Here is an 18,478-nt window from a genome sequence, read left to right on the forward strand (position 1 = left end):
CCCGACCCCGCGCAGGAGTTCCCCGTCCCGCAGGAGCAGCCCGCGGTCGCCGGGCCCGGCCAGCCCGTGCCCGTGGGCGTCGTCGCCGCCGCGGAGCCCCAGGCGTCCGCCGGCGGGGCCCACGGCGAGCAGCACGCGACCGGTGAGCCGGCCGTGGGCTCCTCCGAGCCTCAGTCGGACCAGTCGTTCGGCCGGTTCGTGCCCGTCGAGGGCACGGTGCCGACCGCCCCGCACCTGGCCCCCACCCCGCCGCATGCCCTGAGCGTCCCGCCCGCGCCCCCGCACGAGCAGCCCGGGACCGGGGAACCCCCCGCGGCCGGGGCGGGCGAGCCGGCGACCGTCGCACCGGCGGCGGAGCCCGTCGTCGCCGTGCCCGCCCCCCGCGAGGGCGGGGCCCCGGCCCCGGAGCCCGTGGCCGCACAGCAGGCGGAGGACCTGGACACCCGGGCCGCCGACCAGGAAGAGAGCACCGCCGCAGTGGAAGACGCACGACAGTCCACCGGCCCGGCGGCGCCCGGTTACGACGACGCCGAGCGTGAGACCGTGCTGCGCGTGATGCGTGAGCGCCGTGACATCCGCAACGGCTTCCGCAGCGACCCGATCCCGCACGAGGTGCTGCTGCGTGTCCTGGAGGCCGCCCACACGGCACCCTCCGTGGGCCACTCCCAGCCGTGGGACTTCGTCGTCATCCGCTCCGCCGAGACGCGCCGCACCATGCACGAGCTGGCGCAGCGCCAGCGCGAGGCGTATGCCAAGTCGCTGCCCAAGGGCCGGGCGAAGCAGTTCAAGGAACTGAAGATCGAGGCCATCCTCGACACCCCGGTGAACATCGTGGTCACCGCCGACCCGACGCGCGGCGGCCGCCACACCCTCGGCCGGCACACCCAGCCGCAGATGGCCCCCTATTCCTCCGCGCTCGCCGTCGAGAACCTGTGGCTCGCGGCCCGCGCGGAGGGCCTCGGCGTGGGCTGGGTCAGTTTCTTCGACGAGCGCGAGATGGTCCGCGCCCTCGGGCTGCCCGAGCATCTGGAGGTCGTCGCCTACCTCTGCGTGGGCTACGTCGACGAGTTCCCGGAGGAGCCCGAGCTGATGCAGGCGGGCTGGTCCAAGCGCCGCCCGCTGTCCTGGGTCGTGCACGAGGAGACCTACGGCCGCCGGGCGCTGCCCGGCGAGGAGCCGCACGACCTGCTCGCCGAGACCGTGGCGGGCATCCGCCCGCTGGACGCCAAGGCGCTCGGCGAGGCGTGGGAGCGGCAGAAGCGCATGACCAAGCCCGCGGGCGCCCTCGGCATGCTGGAGATCATCTCCGCGCAGCTGTCGGGCCTGTCCCGGCAGTGTCCGCCGCCGGTTCCCGAGCCCGCGGCCGTCGCGATCTTCGCGGGCGACCACGGGGTGCACGCCCAGGGCGTCACCCCCTGGCCCCAGGAGGTGACGGCCCAGATGGTCGCCAACTTCCTCGGCGGCGGCGCGGTCTGCAACGCCTTCGCGGGCCAGGTGGGCGCCGAGGTGTGCGTGGTCGACGTGGGCGTGGCCGCCGACCTGCCCGCGACCCCGGGCCTGCTGCCGCGCAAGGTCCGCGCGGGCACGGCCGACATGACGACCGGCCCCGCGCTCACCCGCGAAGAGGTCAAGCAGGCCATCGAGGTCGGCATCGAGACGGCCCGCGACCTGGTGGCGGCGGGTAGCAAGGCGCTGCTCACCGGCGAGATGGGCATCGCGAACACGACGGCCTCGGCCGCCCTGATCGCGGTCTTCACGGACACCGACCCGTCCGAGGTGACCGGCCGGGGCACGGGCATCAACGACGAGACGCTGGCCCGGAAGACGGAGGTCGTCCGGCGCGCCATCGAACTCCACCAGCCGGATCCGGCCGACCCCATCGGTGTCCTCGCGGCCTTCGGTGGTCTGGAGCACGCGGCCATGGTGGGCCTGCTGCTCGGCGGCGCGTCGCTGCGCACGCCGGTGATCCTCGACGGCGTCAGCGCGGGCGCCGCCGCCCTCGTGGCCCGGGCGATCGCCCCCGAGGTCCTCGCGGCCTGCATCGCCGGCCACCGCAGTGCGGAGCCGGGCCATGTGGCCGCCCTCAACAGGCTGGGTCTGCGCCCGCTGGTCGACCTGGACCTGCGCCTCGGCGAGGGCACGGGCGCGCTCCTCGCGCTGCCGCTCGTGCAGAGTGCGGCGAGGGCGATGCACGAGGTGGCGACGTTCGACTCGGCGGGCGTCACCGAGAAGTAGGGCGGGTTTGGGGCCGCGCGGCCCCAAACCCGCCCGTACGGGGCGCGGCGGCGGTCGCGCCGAGGCCCGCGCAACGTCCCGGCAGGACCGCCCGCGCACCCGTACCCGCCACTGCGATCAGCCATCCGGCGCATAAAATTCCCACGTCAGGGCCGCTCCAAAGCCGTAGAGGCCCCGTTTCGCACCGCCTGGACGAGGAGCCGCACAGCCATGGCCGAACACCCCCCTTACCCCGTAGGGCTGCGCCTGACCGGCCGTCGTGTGGTCGTGCTCGGCGGCGGCCAGGTCGCCCAGCGCCGGCTTCCCGCGCTGATCGCGGCCGGCGCGGACGTCCGGCTCGTGTCCCCCCGGGCCACCCCCTCGGTGGAGGCCATGGCGGACTCCGGCGAGATCACCTGGGTGAGGCGCACGTACGAACCCGGGGATCTGGAGGGCGCCTGGTACGCCCTGATCGCCACCAGCGACCGCGAGGCGAACGCGCGGGCCTCGGCGGAGGCCGAGAGGCACCGGGTGTGGTGCGTCCGCGCCGACGACGCCGACGCGGCGACCGCCTGGACCCCCGCGACGGGGCACAGCGAGGGCGTCACGGTGGCGGTCCTGACCACCGCGGCCAAGGGCCGCGACCCCCGGCACACCGCCGCGATCCGCGACGCCGTGGTCGAGGGCCTGCGCGACGGCACGCTGGTCGCCCCGCACCATCGCACCCGTACCGCCGGTGTCGCGCTGGTGGGCGGCGGCCCCGGCGACCCGGACCTGATCACGGTCCGCGGCCGGCGGCTGCTCGCCGAGGCCGACGTGGTCATCGCCGACCGCCTCGGCCCCCGTGACCTGCTCGCCGAACTCCCGCCGCACGTCGAGGTCATCGACGCGGCGAAGATCCCGTACGGCCGTTTCATGGCCCAGGAGGCCATCAACAACGCGCTGATCGAGCATGCCAAGCAGGGGAAGTCGGTCGTACGCCTCAAGGGCGGCGACCCCTTCGTCTTCGGCCGCGGCATGGAGGAGGTCCAGGCGCTCGCCGAGGCGGGCATCCCGTGCACGGTGGTGCCGGGCATCTCCAGCTCGATCTCGGTCCCGGGTGCGGCCGGCATCCCCGTCACCCACCGCGGTGTCGCCCATGAGTTCACGGTGGTCAGCGGGCATGTCGCCCCCGACGACGAGCGCTCGCTGGTCGACTGGCCCGCGCTGGCGAGGCTCACCGGAACGCTGGTGATCCTCATGGGCGTGGACAAGATCGGGAAGATCGCCGAGACGCTCGTCGCCCACGGCAGGGCGCCCGGCACCCCGGTGGCCCTGGTCCAGGAGGGCACGACGGCCGCCCAGCGCCGCGTCGACGCCACCCTGGCGACGGTCGCCGAGACCGTCCGGGCCCAGGATGTGCGGCCCCCGGCGGTCATCGTCATCGGGGACGTGGTGAAGGAGGGACCCCGCCCCGTGGAGTAACCCGGGGTAACACGTCCCGTTCCAGCCGTTGGCACCGCTCCCAGGACAAGGCAGTATCACCCTGTGGCTGATCTCATCACCGTTGCGGACGCCGACGACCCGCGTCTGCGCGACTACACGGGCCTGACCGACGTGGAGCTGCGCCGCAAGCGCGAGCCGGCCGAGGGGTTGTTCATCGCCGAGGGCGAGAAGGTCATCAGACGGGCCAAGGCCGCGGGCTACGAGATGCGCTCCATGCTGCTGTCGGCCAAGTGGGTCGACGTCATGCGCGACGTCATCGACGAACTCCCGGCCCCGGTCTACGCGGTCAGCCCGGAGCTCGCCGAACAGGTCACCGGCTACCACGTGCACCGTGGGGCGCTCGCCTCGATGCAGCGCAAGCCGCTGCCGGCGGCGGACGAGCTCCTGGCGACCGCCCGCCGGGTCGTGGTCATGGAATCCGTGAACGACCACACCAACATCGGCGCGATCTTCCGTTCGGCCGCGGCCCTCGGCATGGACGCGGTCCTGTTGTCGCCCGACTGCGCCGACCCGCTCTACCGCCGCAGCGTGAAGGTGTCCATGGGCGCGGTCTTCTCGGTGCCCTACGCCCGCCTCGACACCTGGCCCAAGGGCCTGGAGGCGGTCCGCGAGGCGGGCTTCACGCTTCTCGCGCTCACCCCCGACGAGAAGGCCAAGACGCTCGACGAGGCGGCACCGCACCGGATGGACCGTGTCGCGCTGATGCTCGGCGCGGAGGGCGACGGCCTGTCCACGCAGGCACTGGTCGCCGCGGACGAATGGGTCCGCATTCCCATGGCCCACGGCGTCGACTCCCTCAACGTGGGCGCGGCCGCCGCCGTCGCCTTCTACGCGGTGGCCACCGGCCGCCCCCGGTTCTGAGCCGCCGGAGTCGATGCCGGCCCCGCGAGGCCGGCGAGGTCTGCCGGGTCGTGGCGGCGGAGTGCCGAGACGGACCCCCGTCATCGAGGGCGACCGCGAGTTCTTCGGACGGACCCTGCCCCGCCTCTGACGGAGATCGGGGCCGCGGTCACGGGCCCGGCGGCCGCGACCGGGGCAGCGGCTGCGGGCGCGCCGGTCGTGGAAGGCGCGGCCAGGGCGGGCACTGCCGTGTCCGGAGCGCGGACCGGGGCGGTGCGGGCCGTGGTCACCGTGTCCCCCTGTGCGCGGGCCGTGGTCCCCGCGTTCCTGCGCGCGGGCCAGGGTCACCGCGTCTGTGCCGGGCCACGGTCACCGCCGTTCAGCCTGCCCGGCTCTGCCCGCTCCCGTACCGGACGGCCGACAGGCCCTCGCGCGAAGGCGCGTACGACTGCTCCTGCCGTCGGTCCTTGCGCACGCTCCCGTCGTCCAGCCCGCGTGCCGGCCCCTGGCAGCCCTGGGCCGCCGCGATGCCCAGCGCCACCAGCAGGGTCACCACGACGAACACGAAGAGCCGCTGGCGCAGCAGTCGCGGGTTTGCCGGGCGCAGCCCGGTACCGGTGTTCCGGGGCGCCGGCCGTCCGGCCCCGCTGCGCGGCGCGGGCCGCCCTCCGGTGCGGGTGGTGCCCGTGGCGCGGGGCGTGGTGCCGGATCGGGTCGTGCCGCGCTGTGTGGCCGCCGGACGGGTGCCCGGCCGCCGGCCGCTGCCCCGGGACGGGGGAGCACCCGCTCCCTGGGGGCGGCGCTCGGTGCGCTGCTCGGCGTACTGCTCCGTCGGCCGGGCCGAGGACCGGTCGGCCCCGCCGCGCTGCGCGGGCGGTCGCACGTCCCCGAGTCCCTGCGCCTCCCGGGCCGCGATCTCCTTGAGCCGCAGCGACAGTTGGAGCGTGCTGGGGCGCTCCTCGGGGTCCTTCGCCAGACAGGCCCGGACGAGCGGTGCCAGCGCGTCCGGCACGCCGTGCAGCAGCGGCTCCTCGTGCACGACCCGGTAGAGCATCACCTCGGAACTGCCGTGCCCGAAGGGGGAGTCGCCGGTCGCCGCGTAGGCCAGCGTGGCTCCCAGCGAGAACACGTCCGTGGCGGGGGTGACGGCGGCGCCGCGCACCTGCTCGGGGGCGAGGAAGCCGGGCGACCCGACGGCCGTGCCGACGTGGGTGAGCGTCGAGGCGCCCGTCGCCCAGGCGATGCCGAAGTCGATGATCCGCGGCCCCTTCGGGGACAGCAGGATGTTGGACGGCTTCAGATCGCGGTGGACGACCCCGGCCTCGTGCACCGCCACCAGCCCCTCGGAGAGGGCGGCGCCCACCGTGGCCACCTCGGCGGCCGCGAGCGGTCCCTCCTCGGCCACCTTGTCGTGCAGGGAGGGGCCGGGCACGTACTGCGTGGCGAACCAGGGGCGCTCCGCCTCCAGATCGGCGGCCACCAGCCGCGCCGTGCACCCGCCGCGGATCCGCCGTGCGGCGGAGACCTCGCGCGCGAACCGCGACCGGAACTCCTGATCCTCCGCCAGGTCCGGCCGGATCACCTTCAGCGCGACCCGCTGCCCCCGCTTGTCGGAACCCAGGTAGACGACGCCCATACCGCCCGCGCCGAGCCGCCGGTGAATCCTGAACGAGCCGACGACACGCGGGTCCTCACGCCTCAGGCGCATCATCGCCATGTCCATCCCCGCTGCCCGGTCCGTCTGACGAGCCACAGCTTACGTTTCCACGGCGGGGTGCGCGCAGAGGCCGCGCCCTCTCCCCCCGATCGATTGTCAGTGCCGCGCGCGGAACGTGAAAGGCGGTCAGAACGGGCCCGAACGGGACGGCGACGCGCCGCCCGTGACTCCAACGTCCCTACAAGGAAAGAGGGATTGGGCGCGAGGATCGATCGTGTGGGAACGGCCGTCGGCTCGGGGGCACGGCGTGCGCCCCCGAGGTGCCGACGGGCGTGGCGGACCGCCGGGCAAGGGCCGCCGTGCGCGGGGCGGCGGCGGACGTGAGCGAGGTCACCCGGCAGGGGCGCCGCACGCTCCGGCGTCCCCTCGGGGAAGACCCTGAGACGTAGGTCCCGGTCTCCACCCAGGGGAGTAGGCCGCAGGTCATCGCTCATCCTCCGGGAGGCCAGGCAATCGATACGAAGGCATGACGACCCCCACCCGCCCGGCGCCTAGATTTGGGGTCAAGCGGCGGGTGCAGCACTCGTCCCCCGAGGTCAGACACCCGCCGCTGCCGAACAACAGCACAACGGTCAGGAGAGGGACCATGGCCCACACGGCACCGCGGACACTGATCGGGGCGCAGGGACGCAGGGCGTACGGCGCCGCGTCCGGCACCCACCGCCAGGGCCGCCGCCACCCGTTGGTGGCGACCGCGATGGTCCTTCCCCTCGCGGCCCTGCTCGTGTACGCCTTCGGCGGCTGGGAGGCAGTGGTCACACAGGCGTCGTCCGTGGGTGTGATGCTGGGGCGCTGAGCGGCGCCCCAGGCCCGGAAGAGCGGTCCGGGCGGGGACATCCACCCATGAAACCCCGTGGGGACGGGGGTGCGGCGGACGGCACAGACGCCCGCGCAGCTGGGGAGCTGCGCGGGCGTTCTCTATGCGCGTGGCCACGGGCCGTCGGCCGCCGGGCCCTGTCGCCACATTGCCGTCTGCCGTGCGACGCCCGGCACGCTCCCCCGGGCTCTTCGAGCAGGGGGCACCCCCACTCGCCGCACCGGCCGAGAGCCCGGGTACGTCCGGTACGGGGACTTCCGGCCGGCACGCCGAGAGCACGCTCCCCCACGCCCGGTTCCGCTTGCGCGGGCGGTGGGTCGCGTCCGCGAGGTGGTGTGAGCGATCAGGCGCTTCGTCCTTTGGTACCCGGCTCGCGGTGCTCTCCCCGCCGGCGCGGCACGCGAAGCAGCCCGGTCAGGGGCCGGGAGCGCCCAGCCGGTCGAAGTACCCGGCGTGACCTGCGAGTTCCGGTCCGTTGACCGGCTGCACCACCCGGCGGGACGCCATCGGGCGGTGCCCCTACGACGCCGCTCATCGACGGGCAGACGTCGCCTGCCGGGGCACTGGCACCAGCTCCGTCACCCTCGCCGGGCCACGTCCGCGTACGCTCCCCGCTACAGGGCCGTACGCACCCCGGAGGACCCGTGACCGCAGCCGTCCTACTGCCCGCGCTGTTCGCCGCGGCGCACGGCGCGGCGCACGGCGACGCCGGGACGGCCTGCGCCTGTCCCACCCCCGGTACCGTTCTGGCCGACCGCGACGACGCCACCGTGGTCCGTCACGGGGGCACCGTCGCCAAGGCCCATGCCCCCGGCACCGATCCCGCCGCGCTCTCCCTCCGCCTCGCCACCGCCGCGCGGCTTCCCGGTACGCTGCTCGCCCCGCTCCGCCCCGCCCCCGTCGATCTCCACGGCCGCCTCGTGACCTTCTGGCCCCACGGCAGTCCGGTCGATCCCGACGTCCCGCAGGCCGCGCCCTGGGAGGCGGCCGCCGCCCTCCTGGCCCGGCTGCACACGGCCCCCGCTCCCGCCGGCCTCCCGCCCATGCGCGGCCCCGCCAAGGCCGCGCGCGCGATCCGGCGCCTGCGGGAGGCCGGCCCCCACCCCGCCGCCGAACCCGTGCTGCGGGCCTGGACCGCCCTGCCCGCCTGGGCCCGTGACGAGGCACCCATGCCGCCCGGCGGCACCCTCTGCCACGGCGACCTCCATCTCGGCCAGCTCGTCCGCCGGCCCGCGGGCACCGGCCCCTGGCTCCTCATCGACGTCGACGACCTCGGCGTGGGCGATCCCGTGTGGGACCTGGCCCGCCCGGCCGCCTGGTACGCCTGCGGCCTGCTGCCGCCCGAGGAGTGGTCCCGCTTCCTGACCGCCTATCGGCAGGCGGGCGGCCCGGCCGTCCCGCCCGCCGGCGACCCCTGGCCCGTGCTCGACGTCCCGGCCCGTGCGCTCACCGTGCAGACCGCGGCCCGGGCCATCGCCAAGTCCGTGGCGGCGGGCCGTTCCCTGGACGAGGTGGAGCGCGCGGTCGTCGACGCCTGTGTCCGAATGGTCATCATTCCGCCGGGGCTGGCGCGGGGGTCCACGGCATAGGCTGCAACCGACCAGGGCCGGACCGAGTCCCTACCTGGCGAAGCCCCACCGACCGGCGAGGAGTTGAGCCGAGTATGCAGTGTCCGAAGTGTCATGCGCCGATGCACACGTACAACCGCAACGGCGTCCAGATCGAGCAGTGCAGCGGATGCCGCGGCATCTTCCTGGACTTCGGGGAGCTGGAGGCGCTGACCCGCCTGGAGGCCCAGTGGGCGCAGCCCGTCCCGCCGCCCCCGGCCGCCCCGCAGGCCTACCCGGCTGCGCCCGCCTGGGGTGCTCAGCACGGCGGCCATCACGGACACTACGGACGCCACCGGCACAAGAGCTTCGGCCATATGCTGTTCTCCAGCTGAGCCGCACGAAGAAGCCCCCGGCCGCAGGGCCGGGGGCTTCGGTGTGTGGACGATACTGGGATTGAACCAGTGACCTCTTCCGTGTCAGGGAAGCGCTCTCCCGCTGAGCTAATCGTCCTGGTGACCACGCTCGTTCCGGGGAGACGACCGTAGGTGCCGCGTGCGCGATACTGGGATTGAACCAGTGACCTCTTCCGTGTCAGGGAAGCGCTCTCCCGCTGAGCTAATCGCGCCAGGATCCGAGCGGACCGATGCTGCGGGCCCGTACGAACCAGTGGACGATACTGGGATTGAACCAGTGACCTCTTCCGTGTCAGGGAAGCGCTCTCCCGCTGAGCTAATCGTCCTTGGAGGTGGAGACGGGATTTGAACCCGTGTAGACGGCTTTGCAGGCCGTTGCCTCGCCTCTCGGCCACTCCACCAGGAGTGCAGGGGGTCGGGAGATCCCCTGGTTCCCTCGAGCGGACGACGAGGCTCGAACTCGCGACCTCAACCTTGGCAAGGTTGCGCTCTACCAACTGAGCTACGTCCGCCTGTCGTTTCGGTACGCTTCCGCGTGCCGGGCGACGTGTTGAACTCTAGCGGATTCCGGGGCCAGTACAAAAACGCGTTTGCGCAGCGTGCTGCCCTGCGCCCGGGCGAGGACGTGGTCGGGGCACCCGTGGGTGCATGTCCGGGCCGCTCACCGGTCATCGGCCATAGACTCGGCTGCGTGCTCGACCTGCCTCCCCTCGCCCGGTTCGGCGACCGCGTCGCGACCGGTCTCCTCGATGTCACCAGCGATCCCGCGGCGCTCGACTCCACCGGCTTCTGGGCCGTCTGCGCGGACTACGAAGGGCGTCTGACCTGCGCCCGCTTCGGCGATGTGCGGGAGGAGCCCGTGCCCGTTCCCGCGCCGGGCCGGTGGCGGGGCCCGGCTGCCGGTGACTGGACGTCCTCGCTCGACCGCGTCGCGTACACCGCGGGCGTGCGGCGGATCCGCGAGCACATCGCGGCCGGCGAGGTCTACCAGGTGAACCTCTGCCGCGTGCTGTCCGCGCCGATCGCGTCCGACGCCGATGTGGACGCCCTGACCGCCGTGCTGGCGCGCGGCAACCCGGCCCCCTACGCGGGAACGATTCGCCTGCCGGAGCACGGCGTCGAGACGGCCACCGCGTCCCCCGAGCTGTTCCTGCGCCGTGCCGACCGCGTCGTCGAGTCCGGTCCGATCAAGGGAACGGCGACCACCGAGGCGGAGTTCCTGGAGAAGGACCACGCCGAGAACGTGATGATCGTTGACCTCGTCCGCAACGACCTCGGGCGGGTCTGCATCACCGGCAGCGTGACCGTCCCCGACCTGTGCGCCGTCGAGAAGCACCCCGGCCTGGTCCACCTCGTGTCCACGGTCCGCGGGGAACTGCGCCCGGACGCCGGCTGGCCCGAACTGCTCGCCGCCACGTTCCCGGCAGGGTCGATCACCGGCGCCCCCAAGTCGAGCTCCCTGCGGATCATCGACGCCCTGGAGAGCGCGCCCCGCGGTCCCTACTGCGGCGCGATCGGCTGGGTCGACGCGGACCGGCGGGTGGGCCAGCTGGCCGTCGGCATCCGCACCTTCTGGATCGACCGCACCGCCGACGGCGCGGCCGTGCTGCGCTTCGGCGCCGGAGCGGGCATCACCTGGGGCTCCGACCCCGAGGGCGAGTGGCGCGAGACCGAGCTGAAGGCCGCCCGGCTGCTCGCGGTAGCGTCGGGGGAGTACCAGGACACGGGATCGCGGTGACCCCCGCGTGCCGTGCCCGTCCGGGGCACGTCCCGTCCGGGGGCGCCGCCGGCGCGGAGCCCGGCCGGGCACATGCGTCGGAGGACGCTTCCACCACCACCTTGCGAGGTATCACCAGTGAAGCTCTGGCTCGACGGCAGGCTGCAGGACCTCGAGTCCGCCCGCGTCTCCGTCCTCGACCACGGACTGACCGTCGGCGACGGCGTCTTCGAGACCGTCAAGGCCACGCACGGGCGGCCCTTCGCGCTGAGCCGCCATCTCGACCGGCTCACCCGCTCGGCGCGCGGCCTGGGCCTCGCGGACCCCGACCTGGACGAGGTCCGCCGCGCCTGTGCCGCCGTGCTGGAAGCCAACCCCATGCCTCTGGGCCGTCTGCGGATCACCTACACCGGCGGTCACGGGCCGCTCGGCTCCGACCGCGGCGACGCGGGCCCGACCCTCGTCGTCGCCCTCGGCGAGGCCGCCCGGCGCCCCGACTCCACCGCCGTGATCACCGTGCCCTGGACCCGCAACGAGCGCGGAGCACTGGCCGGTCTCAAGACCACCTCGTACGCCGAGAACGTCGTCGCGCTCGCCCGGGCCTCCCGACAGGGCGCATCCGAGGCGCTGTTCGCCAACACGGTCGGACAGCTCTGCGAGGGCACCGGGTCCAACGTCTTCGTCGTCCTCGACGGCGAGATCCACACCCCGCCGCTGTCCTCCGGCTGCCTCGCGGGCGTCACACGTGCGCTCACCGCCGAGTGGACCGGGGCCAAGGAGAGCGACCTTCCGCTGGACGTCCTGGAGCACGCGGAGGAGGTGTTCCTCACCTCCACGCTGCGGGACGTCCAGGCCGTCCACCGGGTCGACGGCCGTGAACTGCCGGGCGCGCCGGGACCGGTGACCGCCAAGGCCATGCGGATCTTCGACGAGCGGTCCGGCGACGACCTGGATCCCTGATCCCCACGAGCCCCGTCGGGGACCGCCAGGGCGGGCAATATGGGATGACGCAAGCGCACCGGCCGTGTAGAACACCCGTGATGACCACGACCCTGCGGCCGACCGAGCCGCTTCAGCGCGCGACCGACGGGACGCTCTCCCGCCGGTACCAGGTGTGTGTGAACGGCCGCCCCGTGGGCGTGATCCACCTCGGCACCTCTCCCGCCTTCGGCGAGTCGGTGGCCCAGATCCTGGACCTGCGCATCGAGGAGCCGGACCGGCGCCGCGGGCGGGGCACGGTGGCCGCGCTCGCCGCGGAAGAGGTGGCGCGCGGCTGGGGCTGCCACCGGATCGAGGCCGGCGTGCCCGGGGACGCGGAGGCGGCGCTGCGGCTCACGCACACGCTCGGTTACGTCCTCCGCAACCGGGGCATGCGGAAGCGGCTCGGCGACATCCCGCCCGAGCTGCCCCCCGGCAGCGGCGCGCGGTCCATGACCCGGGCCGAGTACGACGCGTGGCAGACGACCCAGGCGGAGCACTACGCGCGCACCTGGATGGAGCGGGGTGTGCCGGAGGCCGAGGCGTACGCCCGGGCCCGCCGAGACCACGAGCAGTTCCTGCCGCAGGGGCTCGCCACCGAGAACATGCGGTTCAGCGTCCTGGAGCACGAGGGGACGCGGGTGGGCACCCTGTGGACGGGGCTGCGCGAGGAGGGCGCCCACGTCTTCGACGTCGAGGCCGATCCGGCTCACCGCGGCCGGGGGCACGGGCGCACGCTCATGCTGCTGGCGGAGATCCAGGCGATCACCGCCGGCTGCCGGGTCCTCGGGCTCAACGTGTTCGCGGGGAACACCCCGGCCGAGCGGTTGTACGAGTCGCTCGGGTACGAGACGACGCAGTACATGCTCTACAAGCCGCTGGTGTGACCGCCGGACGGCGTCGGGGGCAGGCCGACGCCGGGAGCGGGAGGGCGCGGTCCCGGGAGGTCAGACCTCCCGCTCGGCCAGCAGCCGGTCCGCGAACGCCTCGATGCGCTCGCGCAGCCCTTCCTGGCTCCTGCCGCCGTCGAGGCGCTCGCCCCCGATGACGTACGTCGGGGTGCCGGTGACGCCGATCGCCTTCCCCTCGGCCACATCGGCGTCGACGACCAGGATGTGCCGGCCGTCGATCAGTGCCGTGTCGAACTCCTCGGCGTCAAGGCCGAGTTCGCCGGCCACCTCCACGAGGAGCGCCTCTCCCTTCCGGTCCAGTTCCTCGACCCGCCCGAGCACGGCCTCGATGTACGCCCAGCCCCGCCCCTGCTCCAGCGCCTCCTCGGCGGCCTGCGCGGCGGCGAAGGCGTACCGGTGCTTGTCGAGCGGGAAGTGGCGCAGCCGCAGCTCCAGCCGGTCGCCGTACCGGGCGCGCAGCGCGCGCAGGTCGTCGAGGGCGCTGCGGCAGTCGGGACACTGCAGCTCGCACCACACTTCCAGAACGGGGGCGGTGGGCGCGGGGGAGGAGTCACTCATGGTCACCAGTCTCCCAGCATCGGCGGGGTGTCCCGAACGTGCCCCCGCGGCCGGGGCAGAGGGGCGGCCGGGTCCCGTGGTGTCAGGGGTGGAGGCGGGCCCGCACCCTGGGGAGGAGCCGACCCGGAGATGTCCCCGATGTCCGGTCCGGCCGTGGCGCACCGGGTGCGGGGCGGTGCAGGATGGAGAGGACGAACCCACCCTGCCCGACCGACCACCGCCTGGAGGACCGGATGATCGCCGAGACAGTATGCTCCGCCGTCTCCGCGGCCGGCCTGGGCATCGCCGCGGTCACGGCCTATCGCAAGCGATTCCTCGCGGCGGCCCGCATCGCCGCGTACGCGCTCGTGCCCGTCGGTCTGGTGATGGCGGGGGTCGTGGGCTGGCTGGCCGACACCGCGTTCAGCCCCACCGCATGGGCGGGCTTCGGTGTGCTGGGCGCCGCCTGGCTCCTGTTCGCGGCCACACGCGCCGTGGAGCGCCGGGGCGGCGGGACCCGCAAGGAGCGCAGGGAGGCGAAGGCCGCACAGCGGCAGCAGGAGGCCCCCTCGGCCTCCGGGCCCGCGCTGGGCGCAGGGGGCACCGGGGACAGGAGGGCGATCGGGCCCACGGCCTCGCCCCGGAAGACCGACAGCCCGGACGACTTCAGCGACATCGAGGCCATCCTCAAGAAGCACGGCATATGACGCTTGAAACGGCACGGCGGTCGGACCACGACGCCCGATGATCACAGGGGCGCACACCGAGATCATCTTCGTTCCGCACGGGGCGGATATTGGCGAACTCCCTGACATTCCGGGCGTGTTGATCGCGTTGCGGGTGCCGACTGCGCCATCATCGCCGCGAGATGCTGGACAGAACCCAGAGTGACACCGTTGCTCCTCCCGAGGAGCGCCGGGGTTGTCTCTTCGCGCTTTCCCAGCCACCGCTGATGATCTTCCTTGCGGTGATCGGCTGTCTGCTGCTCATGGCATCACTGCACGACCTGCTGCTGCTCTGAGCCGTATGCGGAGCCCCTGGCGTCACCCGCCGAGGGCTCCGTCAGCCCCGCCACCGCATCGCGGCGCACCGTTCCCCCGGTCGTGGCCGGCCGCCCCGCTCGGGTGCGCCCGGTCGTCCCCGCTCCGTGTCCCCATCGGCGTCCATGCCGTCGCCGCTCGTCCCCCTCCCCCCCCACGGCTCGCCGCTCAGCCCGCCGCTTCCTTCCGGCGCGCCCGGTAGGCGGCCACATGGAGGCGGTTGCCGCAGGTGCGGCTGTCGCAGTAGCGGCGGGAACGATTGCGGGACAGGTCCACGAAGGCGCGCCGGCAGTCGGGCGCCTCGCAGCGGCGCAGCCGCTCCTGCTCCCCGGCCACCACGAAGAACGCCAGCGCCATCCCGCAGTCCGCGCCGATGTGATCGGCGAGGGAGGCGCCCGGCGCGAAGTAGTGCACGTGCCAGTCGTAGCCGTCGTGGTCGGTCAGCCGGGGGGTGGTCCCCGCCGCCGCCACCAGCTCGTTGATCAGCCCGGCCGCGGTGCGGGCGTCCGCCGCGGAGAAGACCGCGGCGAACCGCCCGCGGATCTTGCGCACCGCCGAGAGGTCGAACTCCGACAGGACGCCGACGTCGCTCAGGCGGTGGCTGCGCGCGAAGGCGTGGAGGGCGGCGACGTCCGGGAGGGCGTCCGGCTCGTCGCCCTCGGGCGCGGTGTTCACCAGATCCACCACGAGGTCGAGCGCGAACCGGGTGTCGTGGGTGATCAGCACGTTTCGCTCCCTGGCCTGAAGGTCGGGCGGGCGCCCGCCGATGCTGGCCGAGCCTAGCGGCTCGCCGCCGCCGGGGGGCCGCCGCAGCCCGAGACGGGGACTCCCGGTGACGGCCGCGACGATTTCCGGCCACCGCCGCCGCCCTCGTCCATCACGCAGGGAATTGCCCGCGTCGCTCTCCGTGCATGTCTGAGCGCCGTCTCCGCGTGGGCTCGCGGCGACGGCGCCCAAGTGTGCCGTTTGCGGTTGTCCTGGCCCGAGCCGTCTCCCCGAGTGGACGGCGCCGGGCGGCTTGCTGTCTCGCGCTAGCTCTCCGCCAGGATGTGGGAGAGCTCCGTGTCGAGATCGAAATGGCGGTGCTCCGTGCCGGGCGGCACGGCCGCGTCCGTCCGCTTCAGGAAGGACTCCAGGGCCCGCGCCGGGGCCTCGAGCAGGGCCTCGCCCTCCGGGGAGCTGAGGGCGATGCAGACCACGCCCTGGCCGTGACTGCGGGACGGCCAGACGCGGACGTCACCGGTCCCTGTGGGCCGGTGCAGACCCTCCGCGAGGAGGTCGCGGGCGAACACCCACTCGACCGTTTCCTCGGCTCCGGTATGGAAGGTGGCGTGCACGGCATAGGGATCGGCCGTGTCATACCGCAGTCCTGCGGGTACAGGCAGTGAGGACTCGCTCGACACAACGAGGCGCAGGTGCAGCTCGCAGCTGACCGTGGTGTTCATAAGCGCCAAGGCCTTTCGCTCAGTGTGCGCTCGGGGATTCGCACGTCGGCGAAATCGACATGCCACCTACGGTGCCGTTGTAAACCCCTCTGAGCGTTTTGCCTGTCTTTACGTAGCTCTTCCGGCCGAGATGCGGTTCGGGCGGTACGACCATTCCGGTGACCGGTTTCTCTCCGGTAGGTTGGAGGTTATGAATACGGGGAGTGACGAACGGGGCGAGATCGCCGTGGCCGCGCAGGAACCGGAAGGCGAGCGGGCGCTCGGTTCCCGGGCGCCGGAATTCGTCAAGGCTCGGCGGGCGCTGCATGTGAGCTGGCAGGTGGGCGTTTTCGTGGTCGGTCTCGCGGTCGTCGCCGGGGGCGTGGTGATGCTGCCCCTGCCGGGCCCGGGCTGGCTGGTGATCTTCGCCGGCATGGCGATCTGGGCGACCGAGTTCGTCTGGGCCCAGCTGGTGCTCCGATGGACGAAGCGCAAAGTCACGGAGGCGGCCCAGCGCGCTCTCGACCCCAAGGTGCGCCGCCGCAACCTCATCCTGACGGCGGCCGGTGTGGCGATCACGGCCGTCCTCCTCGGGGTCTACATCTGGAAGTTCGGCCTCGCGATGCCCTGGAACATCCAGGACCAGTGATCCGGTCCGCGGTCGGAGGCACCCCCTGACATGGGGTAACCTTCTTCCTGCGCCCGGGCGATTAGCTCAGCGGGAGAGCGCTTCGTTCACACCGAAGAGGTCACTGGTTCGATCCCAGTATCGCCCACAGCACCGAGGGCGGCGTGTGCTCGCGAACGACGCGGGGCGCGCCGCCCTTCTCGTATGCCCGCCCTGCCCCGCCGCGGCCGCGGCCCGGCGGCCACGCCGCGCCGGGCCGTCGTGGCGATCAAGACAGGCTGCCGCGGCCGTGCACCGCCGGCCCCGGGCCGCCGGGCGGAGGGGCGGTTCGCGCCCGCCGCCCGGAGGCGGGGTCGCTTCGCGGTACTCGGAGGGCGCCGCCCGCGGCGACGGGCGGGGGACACCCGGCGGACCCGGTCCGCGCCCTGGCGGACGGCTGCCCGCCGCGGGACGGGGCAGCCGCCCCTGCGCTCCGCGCCGACCGGCCCGCGCAACGGATTTTCGGGATTGCCCAGCGTTTTGGGAGACGCTTCAGACCCGCTGGCGGTGGAAATCCGCCGGACGTATTCCAGAACGCAGCTGGATTTCTCCGGACCTGCGGCGGCAGCGGTGAGCGGCGAGATCCAAGTCGCAGGTCCAAAGGGGAATTCGTGCCCCGGCGTGCGGGCGGCGCAGTTCGCGCGCCGGGACCTGGCGCTGCCGGGGGAGAGGACGCCGCGAGCGGTCTCAGCGCATTCGTCCCAGCGCCTCTCGTACCCTCCGGGCGTCACGGATCCGTTGCTCATAGGTCGCGCCGACCGAGAGGAGCAGCAGCCCGGCGAGTGCGGGAGGCAGCCAGCGGGGGAGTATGCCCGCCAACTGCACCAGGTAAGGGGCGAGTTCATGCAGCGCGTCCAGTACCAGGACGCCGCCGCCGAGGACGAGCGGAGCCTGGAGGCGGTGCCGGGCGCCCAGCAGCGTGAGGGCGAGCGCGACGGCGCCCAGCAGCAGCGGGCGCGGCCGGTCCGCGTCGCCCCAGGCCGTCAGCAGGCTCGGCACGAGGGTCGCCGAGAGCCCCGGTCCGTACGCCGTCCAGGACGAGGCCAGGGGGTCCCGGTGCCGCCGGACGAACCCCACGGCCAGCGCGGGCACCGTCACCGCCAGGGCGTACGCCTCCGGGGCGCCCACCGACCAGCACGCGAGCCGCACCCAGGCGGCCGGCACGAACAGCGCCGCGGCCACGTACCCGGCCCCACGGCGGTCCGCGCGCAGGGCGGTGCCCGCGGCGACCACCCCGCACAGCGCCAGTACGAGCGCCAGCACCGGTCCGTCGGTGACGGCCAGCCCGATGGCCACCAGCCCCGAGAGAGCGCCCATGGCCTCGACCGGAACGGCCGCCCCGGGCACCCGCGCCGCGAGCACGGCCGCGGCGGCGGAAACGGCCAGAACCGGCAACGCGATGTGCGCGGCGGGCAGTCCGGCGACGGCACCCACGGCACAGGCCAGGCCCGTCGCGGCCGCCAGCGAGGCGCTCGCACAGACCGCGGTCAGCCGCCCGCGCACGGCGGCGACCGCCAAGAGCGCGGTCAGCGCGGCGGGCACCGCCACGGTGGCGCCCCGGGAGGGGAGGGAGAGGAGAGCCAGACCGGCAGCGGTGAGGAGGGACAGGAGCAGGGCGGTGGCGGACACCGGCGTCCGACGCGCGCAGGCCGCCACGGCCAGCATCGCCGCCGCCGTCAGTCCCTGGGCGAACAGCCCCGCTGCGTAAGGCAGTTCCAGTGTGGCCGGGAGGACGAGTGCGCTCGCCCACGCCAGGGCCACCGCCCCGGCGGCGGCCTGCGCGCACCAGGCCGTCGGGGTGCGGGCGACACCGGCCGCCACCGCCGCGACGACCGCGAGCACCAGTGCCGCGGTAGCGGCGTGAGGCGGCCAGGGCGCGTCCACCGTCACCGCGGCGCGCATGTCCTGCGGAGCCCCGGACCAGATCCGTGCGGTCCAGCCGAACGGCCCCAGCAGCGCGACGACGACCACGGGCAGCGCCCACGCCACCGCCAGGACCTGCACGGCGCCCGAGGCCCGGGCGAAGCCGTGGCGCACGGGCGCCGGCACCGGTCCGCGCATCGCCGCGAGCAGCGCCACCCCGCACACCAGATAGCCGGGTACCGCCCACGCGGCGGACAGCGCCGCGCGCGGAACGCCCCCGGCGGCCGCCACCAGGAGCAGCCCGC

17 protein-coding genes and 6 tRNA genes are annotated in these 18,478 nt (G+C 74.1%); 13 read left to right on the forward strand and 10 right to left on the reverse strand.

The features are described from left to right. From cobT to ACFSL4_RS21455, 3 genes are all read left to right on the forward strand, one after another. A partial coding sequence (gene cobT, locus ACFSL4_RS21445) for a nicotinate-nucleotide--dimethylbenzimidazole phosphoribosyltransferase (protein WP_381085257.1) occupies positions 1 to 2,235 on the forward strand: 2,235 nt, incomplete at its 5' end. Between the two features lie 210 nt (positions 2,236 to 2,445). Then, complete coding sequence (gene cobA, locus ACFSL4_RS21450) at positions 2,446 to 3,678, forward strand: uroporphyrinogen-III C-methyltransferase (protein WP_381085259.1); 1,233 nt, start codon at positions 2,446 to 2,448, stop codon at positions 3,676 to 3,678. 63 nt (positions 3,679 to 3,741) lie between these two features. Further along, positions 3,742 to 4,560, forward strand: a complete 819-nt coding sequence (locus tag ACFSL4_RS21455) for a TrmH family RNA methyltransferase (protein WP_381085261.1) — start codon at positions 3,742 to 3,744, stop codon at positions 4,558 to 4,560. A 358-nt stretch (positions 4,561 to 4,918) separates the two neighbouring features. Here ACFSL4_RS21455 and ACFSL4_RS21460 read toward each other — a convergent pair whose 3' ends face one another. Then, entirely contained in the window at positions 4,919 to 6,262 is a 1,344-nt protein-coding gene (locus ACFSL4_RS21460) for a serine/threonine-protein kinase (RefSeq protein ID WP_381085509.1), read from the reverse strand. Positions 6,263 to 6,842: 580 nt separating this feature from the next. On the opposite strand from ACFSL4_RS21460, the gene ACFSL4_RS21465 reads away from it, so the two are divergent. The 3 genes from ACFSL4_RS21465 (at position 6,843) to ACFSL4_RS21475 (ending at position 9,015) form a co-directional block, all read left to right on the forward strand. Beyond that, complete coding sequence (locus ACFSL4_RS21465) at positions 6,843 to 7,052, forward strand: hypothetical protein (RefSeq protein WP_381085264.1); 210 nt, start codon at positions 6,843 to 6,845, stop codon at positions 7,050 to 7,052. 665 nt (positions 7,053 to 7,717) lie between these two features. After that, positions 7,718 to 8,662 (forward strand): phosphotransferase family protein, encoded by a 945-nt coding sequence (locus ACFSL4_RS21470; RefSeq protein ID WP_381085267.1) that lies wholly within the window; start codon positions 7,718 to 7,720, stop codon positions 8,660 to 8,662. A gap of 74 nt (positions 8,663 to 8,736) precedes the next feature. Beyond that, positions 8,737 to 9,015 (forward strand): TFIIB-type zinc ribbon-containing protein, encoded by a 279-nt coding sequence (locus tag ACFSL4_RS21475; RefSeq protein ID WP_381085270.1) that lies wholly within the window; start codon positions 8,737 to 8,739, stop codon positions 9,013 to 9,015. A 46-nt stretch (positions 9,016 to 9,061) separates the two neighbouring features. Here the strand turns inward: ACFSL4_RS21475 and ACFSL4_RS21480 are convergent. From ACFSL4_RS21480 to ACFSL4_RS21500, 5 genes are all read right to left on the reverse strand, one after another. Continuing rightward, positions 9,062 to 9,133: transfer RNA gene (locus ACFSL4_RS21480), tRNA-Val, on the reverse strand. A 43-nt stretch (positions 9,134 to 9,176) separates the two neighbouring features. Then, positions 9,177 to 9,248, reverse strand: a tRNA-Val gene (locus ACFSL4_RS21485). Positions 9,249 to 9,290: 42 nt separating this feature from the next. After that, positions 9,291 to 9,362: transfer RNA gene (locus tag ACFSL4_RS21490), tRNA-Val, on the reverse strand. Position 9,363: 1 nt separating this feature from the next. Beyond that, positions 9,364 to 9,437, reverse strand: a tRNA-Cys gene (locus ACFSL4_RS21495). 38 nt (positions 9,438 to 9,475) lie between these two features. Beyond that, a tRNA-Gly gene (locus ACFSL4_RS21500) sits at positions 9,476 to 9,548 on the reverse strand. Between the two features lie 179 nt (positions 9,549 to 9,727). On the opposite strand from ACFSL4_RS21500, the gene ACFSL4_RS21505 reads away from it, so the two are divergent. From ACFSL4_RS21505 to ACFSL4_RS21515, 3 genes are all read left to right on the forward strand, one after another. After that, positions 9,728 to 10,774, forward strand: a complete 1,047-nt coding sequence (locus tag ACFSL4_RS21505; protein ID WP_381085273.1) for a chorismate-binding protein — start codon at positions 9,728 to 9,730, stop codon at positions 10,772 to 10,774. Between the two features lie 117 nt (positions 10,775 to 10,891). Next, entirely contained in the window at positions 10,892 to 11,713 is an 822-nt protein-coding gene (locus ACFSL4_RS21510; RefSeq protein WP_381085276.1) for an aminotransferase class IV, read from the forward strand. Positions 11,714 to 11,793: 80 nt separating this feature from the next. Continuing rightward, positions 11,794 to 12,618: a GNAT family N-acetyltransferase gene (locus tag ACFSL4_RS21515; protein ID WP_381085279.1), complete on the forward strand. Its 825-nt coding sequence runs from the start codon at positions 11,794 to 11,796 to the stop codon at positions 12,616 to 12,618. 60 nt (positions 12,619 to 12,678) lie between these two features. Here the strand turns inward: ACFSL4_RS21515 and ACFSL4_RS21520 are convergent, their stop codons facing one another. Then, positions 12,679 to 13,200: a DsbA family protein gene (locus ACFSL4_RS21520; RefSeq protein WP_381085282.1), complete on the reverse strand. Its 522-nt coding sequence runs from the start codon at positions 13,198 to 13,200 to the stop codon at positions 12,679 to 12,681. Between the two features lie 233 nt (positions 13,201 to 13,433). Between ACFSL4_RS21520 and ACFSL4_RS21525 the strand changes: the two genes are divergently transcribed. Continuing rightward, the gene (locus ACFSL4_RS21525) at positions 13,434 to 13,886 is read left to right on the forward strand and encodes a hypothetical protein (protein WP_381085285.1); all 453 of its coding nucleotides are present in this window, start codon (positions 13,434 to 13,436) and stop codon (positions 13,884 to 13,886) included. A gap of 161 nt (positions 13,887 to 14,047) precedes the next feature. Further along, positions 14,048 to 14,200, forward strand: a complete 153-nt coding sequence (locus ACFSL4_RS21530; RefSeq protein ID WP_265559548.1) for a hypothetical protein — start codon at positions 14,048 to 14,050, stop codon at positions 14,198 to 14,200. 187 nt (positions 14,201 to 14,387) lie between these two features. Here ACFSL4_RS21530 and ACFSL4_RS21535 read toward each other — a convergent pair whose 3' ends face one another. Further along, complete coding sequence (locus ACFSL4_RS21535; protein ID WP_381085288.1) at positions 14,388 to 14,945, reverse strand: CGNR zinc finger domain-containing protein; 558 nt, start codon at positions 14,943 to 14,945, stop codon at positions 14,388 to 14,390. Between the two features lie 305 nt (positions 14,946 to 15,250). Next, positions 15,251 to 15,664 carry an SsgA family sporulation/cell division regulator gene (locus ACFSL4_RS21540; protein WP_003959770.1) on the reverse strand — a complete coding sequence of 138 codons (414 nt, stop codon included), beginning with the start codon at positions 15,662 to 15,664 and terminating at the stop codon, positions 15,251 to 15,253. A 190-nt stretch (positions 15,665 to 15,854) separates the two neighbouring features. Here ACFSL4_RS21540 and ACFSL4_RS21545 point away from each other — a divergent pair, with 190 nt between their 5' ends. Then, positions 15,855 to 16,292 carry a TIGR02611 family protein gene (locus ACFSL4_RS21545; protein WP_381085291.1) on the forward strand — a complete coding sequence of 146 codons (438 nt, stop codon included), beginning with the start codon at positions 15,855 to 15,857 and terminating at the stop codon, positions 16,290 to 16,292. A gap of 55 nt (positions 16,293 to 16,347) precedes the next feature. Continuing rightward, positions 16,348 to 16,419: transfer RNA gene (locus ACFSL4_RS21550), tRNA-Val, on the forward strand. Positions 16,420 to 16,997: 578 nt separating this feature from the next. On the opposite strand, the gene ACFSL4_RS21555 is transcribed toward ACFSL4_RS21550, so the two are convergent. Beyond that, the coding region (locus ACFSL4_RS21555; protein ID WP_381085294.1) for an SCO7613 C-terminal domain-containing membrane protein at positions 16,998 to 18,478 on the reverse strand (1,481 nt) is incomplete at its 5' end.

It is taken from the genome of Streptomyces caeni (genome assembly GCF_042678285.1).
Lineage (GTDB): Bacteria > Actinomycetota > Actinomycetes > Streptomycetales > Streptomycetaceae > Streptomyces > Streptomyces caeni.

Bases quoted from the DNA above. Each gene is read 5' to 3' on its own strand.
- cobA (WP_381085259.1), top strand. From the start codon at position 2,446: ATGGCCGAACACCCCCCTTACCCCGTAGGGCTGCGCCTGACCGGCCGT.
- ACFSL4_RS21460 (WP_381085509.1), bottom strand. From the start codon at position 6,262: ATGGACATGGCGATGATGCGCCTGAGGCGTGAGGACCCGCGTGTCGTC.
- ACFSL4_RS21465 (WP_381085264.1), top strand. From the start codon at position 6,843: ATGGCCCACACGGCACCGCGGACACTGATCGGGGCGCAGGGACGCAGG.
- ACFSL4_RS21475 (WP_381085270.1), top strand. From the start codon at position 8,737: ATGCAGTGTCCGAAGTGTCATGCGCCGATGCACACGTACAACCGCAAC.
- ACFSL4_RS21515 (WP_381085279.1), top strand. From the start codon at position 11,794: ATGACCACGACCCTGCGGCCGACCGAGCCGCTTCAGCGCGCGACCGAC.
- ACFSL4_RS21520 (WP_381085282.1), bottom strand. From the start codon at position 13,200: ATGAGTGACTCCTCCCCCGCGCCCACCGCCCCCGTTCTGGAAGTGTGG.
- ACFSL4_RS21525 (WP_381085285.1), top strand. From the start codon at position 13,434: ATGATCGCCGAGACAGTATGCTCCGCCGTCTCCGCGGCCGGCCTGGGC.
- ACFSL4_RS21530 (WP_265559548.1), top strand. From the start codon at position 14,048: ATGCTGGACAGAACCCAGAGTGACACCGTTGCTCCTCCCGAGGAGCGC.
- ACFSL4_RS21540 (WP_003959770.1), bottom strand. From the start codon at position 15,664: ATGAACACCACGGTCAGCTGCGAGCTGCACCTGCGCCTCGTTGTGTCG.
- ACFSL4_RS21545 (WP_381085291.1), top strand. From the start codon at position 15,855: ATGAATACGGGGAGTGACGAACGGGGCGAGATCGCCGTGGCCGCGCAG.